This window comes from Algibacter sp. YIN40 (assembly GCF_057219435.1).
The window spans coordinates 501,726-519,935 of sequence record NZ_JBXVVC010000002.1; the positions used below are offsets into that span (position 1 = coordinate 501,726).

Below are 18,210 nucleotides of genomic sequence, written 5' to 3' on the forward strand. Positions count from 1 at the left end.
ACGGTGTTATGTTGAAAAATAAAGTCTTATTATTTTTAGTAATCAATCTCGTGTCTTTTGTGTTATTTGCTCAAACATCACCTTCAGATATGGTTGCTCAAATGGGAAGAGGTATAAACCTTGGTAACGTTTTTAGTGCTCCTGTAGAAGGGAACTGGGCTGAAGTTGTTGAGCAGCAATATTTCATAGATGTAGCTTCCGCAGGGTTTACTAATGTAAGAATACCTATGGATTTTTTTGGGATTAGAACAACTGGAGATACTTCTGGGTATTCTGCAACTGCTGGAACTTCGGGGAGTTACACAGGTACGCCAGCAGATTATGTAGTGCTTTCTACCTATTTAGACAGAATTGAAGAGGTTATTGATTGGGCATTATTAGCCGATTTAACTGTAACATTAGACTTTCACGGAGCTGATTTAAAATCTGAATTTTTATACACATTTGATTCTGGGGAACCGGAATATACAAACCCAACTTCGGCAAGAAGAGCAGCGGATAATGAAAAGTTCAGAGGTATTTGGACTCAAGTGGCAGATCGTTTTAAAAATCATGCAGATGACTTATTGTTTGAAATCATCAACGAGCCTTATTTTGAGATGAGTGCTGCTGAAATGAATACACTAAATACTGATATACTAGCTATTATAAGAGGGTCTGGTGGAAGTAATGGAACTAGGAATGTTATTATTACTGGAGGTGGAGCTACATCTCATAATGCGCCTTTGCAAATTGAACCTTCAATTATTTCTGGTGATAGTTATTTAATAGCAACTTTTCATTATTACCAACCGTTTAATTTCACAAGCTCAAGTGCCGATTCTAGAGATGTTGAATCTTGGGGAACTGTTGGTGATAAAAGTACTTTAACAACTAGATTTGATGATGTTTTAACTTGGGCAACAACAAATAACATACCTGTCTTTGTTGGAGAATTTGGTGCTGATAATACTGGTGGTTATAACTATAGTACGGGAGATTTAAGAACTATTGGAACTAATGCTACTGGATTTGCTGATGGCGGACCGGATAATGCCTCTAGAGTAGAATATCATAGATTTATTGCTGAACAATCGATTAATAGAGGGTTTTCATTTGCAGCATGGGATTCTGGACCAAAATCTAATAAGACAATCCACATGAGAAAAGATAGTCCTTCTTCTGTAAATTATAATATTAATAATTTTTCGGTAATAAGTTATAACCCTAAAAGCACAAATATAAGTACAGTTGTAGATAACACTATTTGGGTAGAAGATTTAAAGAGTGCATTACTAGGTACAAGTACAAGCTGTGACAATTCTACGCAACTTATTATGAATCCAAATTTTGAGTGTGGTTTTAATAGCAATTGGGGCATTTTTGTAGCAGGAACATCATTAGCGGTTGCTACATTCTCTGATGGAACAACAGATTCTAGATCAGGAAATATAAGTGGAAAAATTGATGTAACCACAGCAGATAATTATAACAGTGTACTTTTAAGAAATCAAGAATACACAAGCGATTTAACAAGCAAAACTATAACAGTTAAAGCTTATGTAAAAGCATCTACTGGAGCCCAAACCTTCAAGATTAGAATAAAGGCTATTGTTAATGGCTCTAATGTTTTATCGGTATCACCTATAATAAATTTATCAACAAACTACCCTGCATCACCCTTTGAATTTGAATATGTTATACCTGCAAATACCTCATCCATTCAAGTACAGACAATGGTGGGAAATGAGGTTGGTATTTATTATTTTGATGATTTAGAATTTTCTATTGATAATACATTATCTACAAATACTATTGAATTGAATAATGAAGTTGTATTGTTTCCAAACCCAAGTCATGATTTTGTAAATGTAAAGTTAGCATCTTCAGATAAAAAGATAAAACACATAAGAATAATTGATATAAATGGTAGAATTATTACTAAATATACGCCTAAGCATATTAATAGTATAAAATTAAATACTAATAATTTGGAGAATGGTATATATTTAATACAAGTTACAACAAGTGATAATAAAGTTTTAAGGCATAAAAAGATTGTTGTAGCTAGATAATATTAAGCAATGTGTTTGTAAAGAAGTAATAAAACCTATGCTATTACCTTATATTTGAGTAAGTTTTTAGCCGTATATAATTTGAGAGCTCATAATGTCTAATTTATTTAAACAAATTGTTTTTATAGTCAGCTTATATAGTTGTGTTTCTTTGCACGCACAATTACAATTAAACAAAATATCGGGCACTGAAGGACTTTCACAAAATACTGTAAAAAGTATTATTCAAGATAGTAATGGTTTTATTTGGGTAGGGACGTACAATGGCATTAATAAATACGATGGCTATTCTATGGTCCATTATAACTTTTTAAATGACGTTAATAGTCTTAGTAGTAATATTATTATTAGTCTTTTTGAGGATAAAGATGGGTATATATGGGCAGGAACTACAGATGCTGGATTAAATAGAATTGACCCAAGGACAGGAAAAATAGATGTGTATTTTGACAACCCAAATGCATCTGATTATGCAAGTGAAATAGATCATATTTATCAATCATCTTCTGGAGTTCTTTTTATTAACACCTCTAAAGGCATTAAATTTTTCCGGATAGCTATTGATGGTAGCTTATTATTTGAAGAAGTAATGAATGAGGCAAACAACTTTAGTTTGCTCATTAAAAGTGTTATTCCGGCAATAAACGGGAAGCATTGGTTTTTCACTCCTGAAAGAAAAATAAAATTACATCTAGTAGAGGTAAATGAAATCACAAATGTGCCAGAAATTAAAATTCAAAGTACAGACATTACGGGGTTTGAATTTGACTCGAGTTATCCTGTAAATTTTATTGAATATCCAAAGAACACCATTTGGGTGGTAAGTAATAGACTTCAACTCCTTAAAATTCGATTAAACAATCAGCTTAAGGTTATTGATAGGGAATTAATAAGCCTTTCGGATAATAGTTCAGGGTTTTCAGATAAAAATTTCAAAAAATTAGCCATTGCTATTGATAAAGAACAGCATATTTGGGTTGCTGGGAATGGGATATTATTAAATTATGATACTCAGACTGGTGAAAAACACAATTTAAATTCAAGTCATAGAAAAGAGATTGCCATTCAACAAGCGCAACAATTAATGATTGATAACACTAATATTCTATGGTTAGGAACCTTAAACCACGGATTGTACAAAATGGATTTAGAAAACAATACATTTTTGAATTCTAACGAATTTTTAAACAATTCTGAAAAGCAATCTCCTGTTTTTCATGAGTATCCCATTCTTACAATGTGCGAAGATTCTAAAGGTGATATTTGGCTAGGTACTCAAGGTAGAGGTGGTTTAGCAATACTAAAGGGTAAAGAAATTGAAAGGAGTTTATTTAATAAGTCAAATAAGGTTTGGGACTATAATTATCTTGCAAAAACCCATAAACAATTTGATGTTGAAGATTTTTTTGAGATTAAAAGATTGATGAATGATCGCGAAGACAACATTTGGGTAGGTGCAAAAACAGGGTTAAGCAAAATAAGCTTTAAAAATAATTCAGAAGCATTTGATATTAAAAAATTCAATGATATAAGAGATAAACAGGGTAACCTTATTAAAAGTCCAGTCTTTGCTATTGAAGAAGATAAAATGGGAAATATTTGGGTTGGATATTGGAAGAAAGGCATAGCGAAAATCACTTTTGATAAACAAAACGAATCGTATACATCTGTTAATTATCAAAATGAATTAAACAATACAAATAGCTTATCAAACAATTTCGTTCGAGATATACTTGAAGATTCTAATGGTGATATTTGGGTAGGAACCATTAGAGGTTTAAATAAACTAAAACAAGATGATGCAGGTAATATTGCTTATACGAGTTATCTAAATGACCCTAAGAATAAAAACAGTTTAAGTAATAATTATGTTTTGGATGCTTTTCAAGCAAGTGATGGTCATTTATATGTCGGTACATTTGGTGGAGGACTTAATCAAATTGAAATTTCAAATAATACATTAAATTTCAAACAGTATACTACAAACGAAGGACTTCCAAGTGATGTTGTTTATCAAATAAAGGAAGACAAACAAGGTAATATATGGATGTTGCACGTTAGGGAGATTTCTAAACTTAACCCAACAACTGGAGAGGTTACTTATTTTGAAAACCAAGATGGAATTAATGTTAGCGAGTTTAAGGATAATGCCATGTTGTTTACCACTTCTGGGATGATGCTTTGTGGCGGCGTAAATGGGATTACATTTTTTCAACCTGATAAGCTTTCTGTAAATGAAATAAAACCGCAACTAATTATTTCAGATTTTAAACTTTTTAATGAAATTGTCCATCCATTAGAGGAAAGAAACGGAAAGGTAATTTTAAAAAATAGTATTAATGAAACCAAAAAGATTGTATTGCCTTATAATCTTAATTCTATGGAATTTATTTTTTCAAGCTTGCATTTTTCCAATCCTGAAAAAAATCAATATAAGTATATATTAGAAGGATTTGATGAAAAATGGCAATACTCTAAAGGAAATGAACGACGGTTTGCATCTTATACTAATGTGCCGCCAGGAAATTACATATTTAAAGTTTATGGCTCTAATAGTGTTGGTATTTGGACAGATGAACCAAAAGAGATATCGGTTGTGATAAATAAACCTTGGTATTTAACAACCCTAGCTATTTTGCTTTTTTCATTGTTAACGCTTGCCATTATATACAGTTTTGTTAAAATTCGTTTAAATCAGATACGCTTAAAGAGCAAACTGGATATAGAAAGTGCTATCCATGAAAATTCTGAAGAAATGAACCAGATGAAGCTTCAGTTTTTCACTAATATATCTCATGAATTAAGAACACCTTTAACTTTAATAGTTGGTCCCTTGAGTCAAATTATGAATGGGCAGGTCAATACCAAAGATGTTCCGAAGTTAAATTCAATAATGTATAAAAACTCCAATAGACTACTCAAGCTAATTAATCAACTTTTAGATTTTAGAAAAGCAGAATCTGGAAATTTAAATTTAATTGTTCAAAATGATGAACTTGTATCCTTTGTAGGGGAAGTGTTTGCAGCATTTGAAGATATTGCATTAGAAAAAGATATTAAGTTTTTGTTTTTATCGCCAAAAAAAGAAATTGACGCTTGGTTTGATAATGATAAAATTGAAAAAATATTATATAATTTATTGTCTAACGCCTTTAAGTTTACTCCCAACGGAAAGGGTATTACGGTAAGTCTTGAAAAAGAAACTATAAACAATGAAGTGCATGCCATTATTAAAGTAATTGATTTTGGAATAGGAATCCCTAAAGAAGAATTAGTGAGCATATTTGATCGATTCTATCAAACCAGAAAAGAAAATAATTCTATTCATGAAGGTTCAGGTTTAGGGCTGGCCTATATAAAGCATTTAGTAGAAATACATAAAGGGAAAATTAATATTGAAAGCGAGTTTCATAAAGGAACTACATGTACCGTTACTATACCCATATCTAAAACAGTATACTCCAATAATTCTATTATAGAATTACAACCTCAAAAGTATGATTTTAAATACACTAAAATTGGAGTTGATGTTATTAAGGAAAATCAATTAATACCGAAAAAATCTATTAAAAGTGTTAAAGAACATTCTAAGGAAACACCGCTGCTTTTAATCGTTGAAGATAATAGAGAATTGCAAGATTATTTGGTTACATTTTTTAGTCATGATTATAGAATATTAACCGCGAATAATGGTAAAGAAGGTTTAGAGCAGGCAATTAAAAACATACCCAACATCATCATAAGCGATTTAATGATGCCCGAAATGAATGGAATTGAGATGTGTAAAAAATTAAAAACTGATATTAACACAAGTCATATTCCAATACTTATTTTAACTGCAAAAGCTGGATTGGAAAACGAAAAAGAAGGATTAGAAACTGGAGCTGATGAGTTTGTTTTGAAGCCTTTTAATATTGAAGTTTTAAAATTAAGATTAGATAATATTTTACGTACCAAACAGCAATGGATTCAGAAGTTTAGAACGAATTCGAATTCTAAGTCTTGGAAGGAATTATCCAATAAATTGGATCAAAAATTTATAGAAAAATCAATTAATATTATTAAGAAGAATATTGATAATACTGAGTTTTCTGTTGAAAAGTTCGCTTTAGAAATAGGAATGAGTAGATCTGCACTATTTTTAAAACTTAAATCAATAACAGGACAATCCACATCTGAATTTATAAGAACTATTCGACTTAATAAAGCTGCAAAACTTATTAAATCTGGAAAATATTCTATTACCGAAATAATTTATATGGTAGGGTTTTCAGACCCAAAATATTTCAGAACCTGCTTTAAAAAACACTTTGGTAGTACACCAAGCAGTTATTTTTCTAATTTTAAGAAGGTTGTGTAGTAAACTACTCGTTGAATTCACCCATTACCCCCAAACCAATAACCATTTGTCCCTTATAAAAAAATTGAGGTGAATTACTTTTGTGGTATAACATCAATACCATTTATAATATTACCCGTTATCATAGCTTTCATGTTTTAATAAAACTCCTAAAAATAAGGAAGAGGGGTATCCACGACTTGTAAGCAGAGTAAACTAACTATAACACAAATTATGAATAAAAAGACTTTTTTATTATTAATAACAGCAGTATCTGCTTTAGGCGGATTACTATTTGGTTACGATACAGGAGTTATTAATGGCGCTCAATTTTATTTAAGTAAGCATTTTGATTTGGACTCAGCAATGAAAGGTTGGGTAGTAGGAAGTGCTCTGTTAGGATGTTTAGTTGGAGCCATTGTCGCTGGTCCTTTAAGTATAAGATTTGGCAGAAAGCACTCTTTAATAATTTCAGCTGTGCTATTTTCAATTTCAGCCTATGGTTCTGGTTTGCCATCTATGTTTTCGGAGTCTGTATCATTATTAGTTGTATTTAGAATTATTGGAGGCCTGGGTATTGGTATTGCATCCATGAATGCGCCTATGTATATAGCCGAAATTGCACCAAGTGATATACGAGGAAAAATGGTTACTTACTATCAACTTGCTATAGTCATTGGCTTTTTTGTAGTGTTTTTGGCTACTTATTTTATTGGAAATAATTTATCTGAAGCAGAGAACATAGAATTTGGATGGAAACACATGTTCTGGTCAGAGTTAATTCCAAGTTGTTTATTCTTGATATTATTGTTTTTTGTTCCAAAAAGCCCACGATGGTTGGCGCTTAAAGGAAAAGATGATGAAGCACTAGTAATATTAACCAAGATTCATGGTGCAGACCAAGCAAATAAAGAAATAGAAGATATAAAGAATTCGCTTAAAACTAGTGATAGCCATATTAAAGTAAATTATTTTTCGAAAATAATACTTGGAATTATAGTTATAGGAACAACACTATCTGTTTTACAACAATTTACAGGAATAAATGCTGTGTTATATTATGGTGCTGATATTTTTGAAAAAGCACTTGGTTTTGGTAAAGAAGACATTTTAGCACAACAAATATTGTTAGCATTTATTAACCTAATATTTACTTTTGTTGCAATGTTCACAGTAGATAAGTTTGGAAGAAAACCATTATTATACATTGGGTCTATTGGTATGATTATTGGATTTTTATTATTAGGAATTACATTACAACAACAATCTGTTGGGTTTTTATCATTATTGGGCGTGTTAATTTTCATAGCTTCATTTGCGCTTTCTATGGGACCTGTTGTTTGGGTTTTACTTTCAGAAATGTTTCCCAATAAAATACGTAGCGTTGCTATGTCCGTAGCTGTAGCTGCACAATGGGCAGCAAATTATGTGGTTTCACAATCTTTTCCAGTAGTGATGGATAGTGAAGTAAATAATGGTGCCACTTGGAATGGTTCTTTGCCTTATTTTATATTTATTGCATTTATTGTAATAATAATGATTGTTACTTATAAATATATTCCTGAAACAAAAGGAAAATCTCTTGAAGAAATTGAAGAATTCTGGAAGGAATAAGCAAAGATTTATGTTTCAATTTTTTTAATGACAAAAATAGTTAAGTTAAAATATATAACTTTTTTTGATACTACAGCTTCTTAATTGGTATAGTCAAGATGAGTTCATTTAAAAAGTTATATCTATAACGTTAATTTTAAAGACATGCAGCAACCTATTAAATTTCTTTTGTATAGTTTTTTTTTATGTCTTGTTGGATGTAAAGAAGAAACAAAAGCTAGTGTTATAAATATTGAAGCCCCAAAAGGTATGGTTTGGGTTGAAGCAAAAACGTTTTTACAAGGTGCAAAACCTTCAGATTACTACGCAATGCCTAGAGAAAAACCTGCGCACGAAGTATATGTGGATGGGTTTTTTATTGATGTTACCGAAGTTACTAATAAACAATATAAAGCGTTTGTTAATGCAACACATTATAAAACTATTGCAGAGCGTAGCATTAATTGGGACGATTTAAAAAAGCAATTACCTAAAGGCACAGCTAAACCTCATGATTCTGTTTTGCAACCAGGCAGTTTAATATTTAATAAAAATGTAAATGCTGTGGTGAATATGAGTAGTTATCAGCAATGGTGGACATGGAAAATTGGTGCTAATTGGAAGCACCCTGAAGGGCCTGAATCGTCCATTAAAGGAAAAGAGAATCATCCTGTTGTACATATTGCTTTTCAAGATGCTTTGGCATATTGTAAATGGGCAAATAGAAGATTACCAACCGAAGCCGAATGGGAAGCGGCGGCTCTTGGAAAAAATATAAATACCGTTTTTACTTGGGGGAATAACCCTGAAATTTTAAATAAAAAAGCCAATACTTGGCAGGGTGAATTTCCTGTGAAAAATGAAAGTATTGATGGATTTGAATTAATTGCTTCTGTAAAATCTTATCCATCAAATAGCATTGGTTTATATGATATGCTAGGCAATGTTTGGGAAATTACTAGCGATTTGTTTAATGTAAATTATTACGCCCAATTAAACACATCTAATACCCTTATAAATCCAAATGGTGCAAGTCAATCTTATAACCCAAGTAACCCTTATGAAGTAGAACATGTTATGAAAGGAGGTTCTTTTTTATGTCATGCATCCTATTGCGCTAGTTTTAGAATTTCTGCAAGAATGGGTGTAAGCATAGATTCTGGTTCAGACCATGTAGGATTTAGAACCGTTGTCGCACTAGATATGATTTCTAATTAAACGTTTTATAATAATTAGAGTCTTATAATTATATTTATTTCAGAATGAAACAACAACATATTCAACATTTATATTGGCGAGTAGGATTTGGTATTGGCATTAGTGAATTAGATAGCCTTAAATCAGATTCTAAATCAAACATAATCACTAACATATTTTCCAAGTCCAAAGATGTTAATTTATTGCAACTTGATCTTTCAGAACTTAATCATATAAAAAGCAAAAATCCAAAAGTATTAAAGAAGGAGATGGGTGAGGCTGCTTTTCAAAAGTTGAGACAAAAAGGCCGGCAAAAAGTAAGAGACTTAAATCATGCTTGGATTGATAGATTGTGTGAACCAACTTCTATATTACGTGAAAAGATGACCTTATTTTGGGCAAATACATTTGTTTGTAGAGATAATAATATTTTTCATATTCAACATTACAATAACACGTTAAGAAGACATGCTTTAGGTGATTTTAGAAATTTTGTGAAAGCTATTGCAAAAGAAGCATCTATGAGTAAATATCTTAATAATAGACAAAATGTTAAGGAAAGCCCAAACGAGAATTTTGCTAGAGAATTGATGGAACTTTTTACTTTGGGTGTTGGAAATTATACAGAAAACGATATTAAAGAGTCAGCAAGAGCCTTTACGGGTTGGTCGTTTAAAAACAATGGCGATTTTTTCTTGCGAAAACAAAAACATGATTATGAGGAGAAAACGTTTTTTGGAAAGACAGGTCACTTTAATGGAGATGATATTATAGATATCATTCTAGAACAAAAACAATGCGCAAAATTTATTTGTGCCAAAGTTTATAAATATTTTGTTAATCCTAATGTTGATGAGGATAGACTTGAGGAAATCACAACGCTATTCTACAAAGATTATAACATTGAAAAATTAATGCAACATATATTTACTTCAGATTGGTTTTATAACGAAAAAAATATTGGTGCTAAAATAAAATCGCCAATAGAATTATTAGTTGGTATTCATAGAGTTGTTCCTGTAACTTTCAATAAAAAAAGGCAGCTTAATTATTTACAAAAAATGATGGGACAAGTCTTGCTATATCCCGATAATGTTTCTGGTTGGAAGGGTGATAAAAGCTGGATTGATTCTAATACCTTAATGTTTAGAATGAAATTACCGTCTTTATTATTGAACAACGCTATCATTAATTTAGAAGAAAAAGGCGCTTTTGAAGATTCTTTTGAAGCCTATTATAAAAAAGAAAAAAACAGAAAGAAATTTTTAAATGTAACTCAAAAATGGCAGCAATTTGAAAAAGAATACGGGCATTTAAAGCCAGATGAATTAAGAGATATGATTGTTATCCCGAAAATAGATAAGGATACAAAAGGTTTAATATCTAATTTAGAAGTTAAATCAAATAAAGATTATTGCATTCAGTTAATGTCTATCCCTGAATATCAACTATGTTAAATCTGAGCATATGAAAAGAAGAAATTTTTTAAAGCAAAGCACATTAGCAAGTAGTCTGTTTTTTGTGCCAAATTTTGTAAAAGCTTTTGAACAAGTTGCTAAAGCTTCTTTAGGGCATAAAAAATTGGTTATCGTACAATTATCTGGTGGTAATGACGGATTGAATACTATTGTACCTTTTACTAATGACATTTATTATAAAAACAGACCAGGAATCTCTATTCCAAAAAATGATATTATAAAAGTAACTGATGATCTTGGTTTTAATAAAAACTTAGCGCCATTCAAAAATCTTTACGATCAAGGATATTTATCAATCATTAATAATGTTGGTTATCCAAACCCTAATAGGTCTCATTTTAGGTCTACAGATATATGGCAAACGGCTAGTGGAGCGAATGAATATTTGGATACAGGGTGGTTAGGGCGTTATATAGATAGTTATGGTAAAATGCCTTATTCAGGAATAGAAATAGACGATAGTTTATCTTTAATAATGAAAGGTGAAACCATCAATGGAATTGCTACTAAAAACCCAAGAATACTCTTTGGGAATACACAAACACCATATTTTAAAAAAGTGCTAAATCACCAAAGTGATCAGCATTTAAGTGAGCATAATTTGGGATATTTATATAAAACGATGATTGAAGCAAAATCATCAGCAAAATATATTTATGAAACTTCTAAAACGTATAAAAGTAAACAAGAATATCCTAATAATCCATTTGGAAAACAGTTAAAAACAACGGCAGAATTTATAAATTCAAACATTGAAAGCAAAGTGTATTATGTATCTATGGGTGGTTTTGATACACATGCAAATCAAGCTGATAGACAAAAACGTTTATTAAGTACTTATAGTGAATCTATGGAGATATTTGTAAATGAGTTAAAACAAAACGATACACTTAAGGATACACTTATTTTGACCTTTTCTGAATTTGGCAGACGCGTGCAACAAAACGCCGCTGGAGGAACAGATCATGGAGCGGCTAATAACGTATTCATTATTGGCGAAAATCTTAAATCAAAAGGGTTTTATAATGAATTACCTGATCTAACTAATTTAGATGCTAATGGAGATATTATTCATACTATAGACTTTAGATCTGTATATGCTACTATTTTGGATAAATGGCTTCAAGTTGACGATAAGGTTATTCTAAATAAGTCTTTTAGCAAGCTAGATTTCATAAATTAATATTTGGTTCAAGTTTAATTTCAAAAAATTTACAATCTGATTACCTTAGATTTATGTTTTGTTCTATTTGTTATACCAACAACAAAGTTCCATTATTTTGTATAACTCAAGACCATATTATTGAACAAAAATATTTTCTGAATTAGTAATGCTAATATATATGCTTGTTTCAAGGTAAATAGCAAGGTTGCCTAAATATGTTTAGTCACGGCCAAGGTCAATATTCAGTTCCTCGATTTGGGAAATGAGAGTAAAAAATAGTTTATTGCACTTTAAATATTACTGTAAATTCCTACAATAACTGTACCTTATTTGTACCCCAGTCGTTATAAAGTATTATAAACATTGATATAATACTTTTTGTATCGGGAAGTAATAAAACCAACTATTTTTAACCATCAAATCCACACTTCAATAGGATTATCCTGTTACTTATCGATTATTTTTTCAAGCATAGTAGTATAGACTCTACATTTACTTTAATATTTCTGAGCCCCTCTCTCAAAATCTATTAACATAAACTCCAAATTATGAAACTACTACGCCTACTAGGCTTGATTATGGGATTATTCCTGTGTTCTTTTCAAATCAATGCACAAAATCGATCAAACAGTCAAAAAGTAAAGCAACTTCCTCAAGGACATCAATTACGTTCTGCCTTTGATGGGTTACCAGTTCAAGCTAAAGCTAAAGCTGAAAAATGGCTAGATGCATTGAGTATGCCCGAAGAAGATTTTAATAGTATAAGAATTGATGATGAGGGCGGTATATTTTATGTTGATACTTTTCAAACAGAGTCTGCTGAATCTGGATCGATTGATATTTCATCTCCTGAGGCAGCTAGTGTAACAGCAACAGACATTTTTACATTACATAGTAAACCTGGTGCATCTAAAGTGGTTCATTTAAATTTTGAAGGATTTAATGTTACTGACTCTAGATGGAATAGAGATAAAAAAGACACTTTTTTCATGTTACCTTACGATTCTGATGGAAATTCTGCAAGTTTCAGTAACCAAGAAATTAAAGATATGGCGGCTATATGGCATCGTGTATCAGAAGATTATGCGCCATTTGATGTTGATATTACCACAGAAGCACCTCCAAGTTATGGTCCTAATGTAGGGCATATATTAATTACCAATATTACAGATGCAGAAGGCGACGATATTTACGGCGGTGGTGGCGGTGTAGCTTATGTTAATGTATGGGGCGCCAGCAATTTTGAATACTACCAACCGGCATTAGTATTTTATAACAATTTAGGCTCTGGTAATGCTCATAATATTGCGGAGGCTTCAAGTCATGAACTTGGTCATAATTTATCTCTGTCACATGATGGAGATACTAATGGTACTACATACTACGGTGGTCATGGTACTGATTTTATAGAGTGGGCGCCTATTATGGGTGTTTCTTACTACAGACATGTTAGCCAATGGAGTAAAGGTGAATATACAGATGCAAATAACCATCAAGATGACCTTCTTGAAATTGGAAATAGATTAGGATATAGTGCTGATGATCATGGAAATTCAACTAGCAGTGCTACAGTTTTAGATATGGAACCCGATGGAACGGTAAATGTTACCAACCCTGAAAATGACCCTTTTAATACAGTAACTGTTAACAAAGGCGTTATAGAATCAAGCACAGATGTCGATATGTTTTCTTTTTACACAACTGGCGGACAAATCGATTTAACTATTAGACCGTCATGGGAAGCACATAATTATGAAAATAATAGAGGTTCAAACCTTGATATAAAAGCAACACTTTATAATAGTTCAGGCAATGTAATAAGTACTTATAGTCTGGCAGATGACACCTATGCTTTAATTTCTACAAACTTAGGTGCTGGAGCATATTATGTTAGTGTAGAAGGTGAATCTTCAATTAATTATTCTGAATATGCAAGTATTGGTAAATTTTTTATTTCTGGAACTATTGAAGGGGGTGGAAATATTCCAACAAATAATAATCCAGTTGCAAGTTATACTTCTAACATAAATGATAGAACAGTAAGTTTTACAGATACATCTTCAGACAGTGACGGAACTATTGTTTCATGGTCATGGAATTTTGGAGATGGAAATACATCAACAAATCAAAACCCAATTCATAATTATAGTTCAGATAGCGATTTCACTGTAAATCTAACAGTTACAGATGATTTAGGTGCAACGCATTCGATGTCACAATCTGTAACCACTTGTTTAGATTCTGATGGTGATGGTGTTTGTGATGATGTAGATGTTTGTGCAGATTCAGATGATACTGTAGATGCCGATAACGATTCCATACCAGATGGTTGCGACACATGCCCTAATGATCCTAATAATGATGCTGATGACGATGGAGTATGTGGTGATTTAGATATTTGCCCAGGTGGTGATGATAATGCCGACATCGATGGTGATGGTATCCCAGATTTCTGTGATACATGTAACGATTTGTTGGACAGCGACAGCGATGGTTTAAATGATTGCTTCGATAATGAAATAAATTCACCTTGTCCAAATAATGTAGATGCAAATGGTGTTTCTTTAGATTCAGACAATGATGGTGTAGCAGATTGCATTGATCTATGTGACGGAGATGATACCGCAGATGCTGATGGAGATGGTATTCCAGATGCCTGTGATGACTCTGTTTGTGTAGCAACTTCAGGTAATTTTGGTACTTCAACTTTATCTCATTCGGGAAGTGGATTGAGTAATACGTCAATAACAATTCCAACGGATGGTCAAGATATTACCTTTGCAATTTCAAGTATTAATGAAAAATCAAATGGTAATCCAAAAGGAAAGTATATTGAAGAAGTAAAAGTAACCTATATAGATGGCGGTAATAACACACAAACCTATGGTATATACAGTGGCGCCTCAACAAGCTCAGTAAATGTGAGTATTGATGGAGCGGTTAAATCTGTTACTATAGAATTAAAAGATATTTTAGATGGTAACGTACAATCTGGAAATATGAGTATTAGTTTAAGCCCAGTTAATTTTTGTGTTGAAACTGTGCCATGTATAGATTCTGATGATGATGGTGTTTGTGATGAAGACGATTTATGCCCTGGAGCTGACGATAATTTAGATACAGATGGAGATGGTATTAGAGATTGCCAAGATTCTGAAATAAATTCTCCGTGTCCTAATAACATAGATGCTTCTGGAAAGTCTATAGACACAGATGGCGATGGTGTATGTGATGATTTAGATAATTGTCCTTCTGTCTCAAACACAGGTCAAGAAGATGTAGATGGAAATGGTGTTGGCGATGTGTGCGAATCGTTGCCATGTTTCGCAAATGATGCAAATTTTGATAGCGCAACCTTAATAAGTGTTGGTGCGCAATCTAATAGCAGTTTTGCAACTATTAATGGCCAAGACGTATCGTTTATAATATCTGGAATAGATCAAAGAACAGGAGGGAAGCCAACAAATAGATATATTGAGCAAGTAACAGTAACTTATATTAATGATGCCGGTTCTCAAGTAACTTATGGAGTATTCACCGGAAGTAATTCAGTTGCGGTTAATATAACTGAAGTGGTTCAATCTATTACAGTGAGTTTAGTAGATGGTTATGACGGTAACTCTTCCACTCAATTAAGTGTTAATCTATCCTCTATTGACTTCTGTGTTGAAAGTGGCGCAGGAACTTTGCCACAAACAACACTTAGTGATGCATCTGTTGATTTATTAGAAAGAGCATTAAGGGTTTATCCAAATCCAGCTTCAAACGTATTAAATTTTAAACTAGTTAAGCAACAAACGTTTAGTGGAAGTGCGAGTTTATATAACTTTAATGGTCAATTATTAATAAAACAGAACTTAAACAAAACAAGTAATAAAATCAGGCTGAATCAATTTTCAGAGGGTATATATATGTTAATTATTTCCGATGATGCAGGCTTAAACCAAATTAATAAACGAATTATCATTAATCATTAGTAAAACCGAATCTTAATAGTAAAAGCCGTCCAAATACATTGGGCGGTTTTTTTTTTAATACAAAACTAATAGTAATGCCTAACAAAAGCATTGACAAAAATGGCTAGTTTATAGCTTCTTTTTTATTGAATACGTTACTGCATAACTTATAGATTATCACTTATATTCTCAATTAAACGACTTACATTTTGTAGTATTATTGAACAATATACTCTAAAGTTTTATAAAAAAATCGATAAAACGCTTGTTTTTAACGATTAATTACATAAATTTGCTGAGTAAACCCTTAAATCTATCAATAATGAAAACAAAATTAATCTTGCTTAGCTTCTGCTTTGTTCTACTTAGTGGTGCCAGTTTTGCTCAAAAGAAAAAAGAACCTAAAAGTATTATTTCTGGAGAGGTAGCTATTAAAAAATATCACAATAAAGAAGATTTGGACCGTATGCAGAAAGGTGAGTTATTAGGCCTTTACGTAGAACGTATTGAAAGTCTTGTTGGATTGCTGCCTTATATTGCTTTTGCAACCAAGCCAGGTATAACAATGTCTACTTTAGGTATTCCAAACGATAACGAAAACAGAAAAGCCTTAGAAAGTCAATTTGAAGCTACGGACAATTTTCTTGAGTCTAATGAAGAGTTTCAAAAGCGCATACTACCTTATTCAGACACGGATAATCTAGTTTCTGCCATACTTTACTATGAAGAAACGCTTAAAGCACTTCATGAGTATAGTGAATTTCGTTAGAATATCAATTTTATTAAAAAGTATAGTTAACAGTTTTTTGAGATAATTTTTTTTAAGGATGCTTGGTTATATTAACCTGCATCATATCTCAATTGAATCTTAATAGACTTTTCACTCTATATCTTTTTAGTAAATCATATTCTCAAGTTACCAATGGACAGTTTATCGACAAAATTTTCATATAAATATATATAAATATTGTATTTCATCGATAAAATTGGTATTTCATAGAATATTAGTGTATAATTGTATATAATTAAGGAATGCTTTATAAACGATATAATATAAATTTTCAATCATGAAAAACGTTATTAAAATAACATTCATATTTCTTCTTACCGCGGGGAATATATTTGGTCAGCAAGAAAAAGGCATTATTGGTGCTTCTAACTGGCTGAACAATTGGACAGAATTTAATCCGAGTCAAAAAGACTATGGAGAGGTTACTCAAATATTAACTGGGAATATTTCGAAGGACACAAAGTTGTTTAAGAAATACAAATATCAATTGTTGGGTAATGTTTTTGTGGCTGACAGCACAACGCTTACTATAGAACCAGGCACAGTAATAATTGGCGATTATAAGTCAAAAGCATCATTAACTATTTCTAAAGGTGCTACTTTAATTGCTGATGGACTGGAAACAGATCCTATTGTTTTTACTTCTAACAGAAGTGTAAAAAGAGCGGGTGATTGGGGAGGTTTAATTATTCTTGGAGATGCACCTATGAATAAATTTGGTAATGGATCTGCATCTACTTATTATACCGATCTTGACCCATCTTCTTACGGCAATGTAAATTATGGAGGGCAAGATGCTGCTAGTAATTCAGGAGTATTACGATATGTAAGAATTGAATATGCAGGAAAAAGGGTAGGGAGAACAGATTACTTTAGTGGTTTACTTTTGGCTTGTGTAGGTAGTGAAACTGTTTTAGAAAATATTATGGTTAGTTACGCAGCAGCTAATTCGTTTGAAATTATTGGAGGTGAAGTGAATTTAAATAATGCTGTATCCTATAAATCTAACGGAAACGATTTTAAATTTAATAACGGTACGCAATCGAAGTTGTTTAACTCTTTAGCCGTTCGTTCACCTTATATATCAAGTGTCAATGGTTCAAGATGTATTCAAGTTCTTTCTTATGAAAATAAACAGAATGTAGACTTTAATAAAAAAGGAACCTATGTTGATGCAGACAATTTAACACTACTTAATTCTAGTGACAATTTAGCTAACGATATAAAAATGGGACTTGTAAAAGAATCTGTTTTTGTTGGTGAAAATGCAGCATTAGATATGAATAAAACAGTTATATCTGGGTTTAATCCTGCAGTCCTATTTGATGAAAAAATTACCGTGAATCAAACAAATCTTGAGAGAATTAAATTTTCTGAAATGTATTTCAATAATTGTAATGGAAATATTTTTGTTGAATATAATTCAAACAATGAAGATTTAGAGAATTGGTATGGTAATAGTGCTTTTTTTAATGTGTATTCTAAAGGAATGGATTCACAAACATTTATTGATGCTAATAATACAAGAAGCCCTGACTATAGATTAAAAATTAATAAAATAATTGCAACTAACGATATAGAAGGAAATGACAAGTAAAAATATAATCGCTTTTTTAAATAGATTCAGATTTTACGATT

Annotated in this window: 9 protein-coding genes; all 9 read left to right on the forward strand. The window is 31.6% G+C overall.

What is annotated here, in order from left to right; genetic code table 11:
- Window positions 1-8 precede the first annotated feature (8 nt).
- A complete protein-coding gene (locus tag AC2D6V_RS10055; protein ID WP_484648009.1) occupies window positions 9-2,054 on the forward strand; it encodes a cellulase family glycosylhydrolase in 2,046 nt (681 codons plus the stop codon).
- A gap of 151 nt (window positions 2,055-2,205) precedes the next feature.
- Window positions 2,206-6,414, forward strand: a complete 4,209-nt coding sequence (locus AC2D6V_RS10060) for a hybrid sensor histidine kinase/response regulator (RefSeq protein ID WP_484648010.1) — start codon at window positions 2,206-2,208, stop codon at window positions 6,412-6,414.
- 213 nt (window positions 6,415-6,627) lie between these two features.
- A complete protein-coding gene (locus tag AC2D6V_RS10065) occupies window positions 6,628-8,007 on the forward strand; it encodes a sugar porter family MFS transporter (protein WP_484648011.1) in 1,380 nt (459 codons plus the stop codon).
- Window positions 8,008-8,151: 144 nt separating this feature from the next.
- Complete coding sequence (locus tag AC2D6V_RS10070) at window positions 8,152-9,204, forward strand: formylglycine-generating enzyme family protein (protein WP_462923911.1); 1,053 nt, start codon at window positions 8,152-8,154, stop codon at window positions 9,202-9,204.
- 44 nt (window positions 9,205-9,248) lie between these two features.
- The gene (locus AC2D6V_RS10075) at window positions 9,249-10,640 is read left to right on the forward strand and encodes a DUF1800 domain-containing protein (RefSeq protein ID WP_484648012.1); all 1,392 of its coding nucleotides are present in this window, start codon (window positions 9,249-9,251) and stop codon (window positions 10,638-10,640) included.
- A gap of 10 nt (window positions 10,641-10,650) precedes the next feature.
- The gene (locus AC2D6V_RS10080) at window positions 10,651-11,844 is read left to right on the forward strand and encodes a DUF1501 domain-containing protein (RefSeq protein WP_484648013.1); all 1,194 of its coding nucleotides are present in this window, start codon (window positions 10,651-10,653) and stop codon (window positions 11,842-11,844) included.
- Between the two features lie 530 nt (window positions 11,845-12,374).
- The gene (locus AC2D6V_RS10085) at window positions 12,375-15,803 is read left to right on the forward strand and encodes a PKD domain-containing protein (protein ID WP_484648014.1); all 3,429 of its coding nucleotides are present in this window, start codon (window positions 12,375-12,377) and stop codon (window positions 15,801-15,803) included.
- Window positions 15,804-16,104: 301 nt separating this feature from the next.
- Window positions 16,105-16,551, forward strand: a complete 447-nt coding sequence (locus tag AC2D6V_RS10090; protein ID WP_484648015.1) for a hypothetical protein — start codon at window positions 16,105-16,107, stop codon at window positions 16,549-16,551.
- 298 nt (window positions 16,552-16,849) lie between these two features.
- Window positions 16,850-18,169, forward strand: a complete 1,320-nt coding sequence (locus AC2D6V_RS10095; RefSeq protein WP_484648016.1) for a hypothetical protein — start codon at window positions 16,850-16,852, stop codon at window positions 18,167-18,169.
- Window positions 18,170-18,210: the final 41 nt, after the last annotated feature.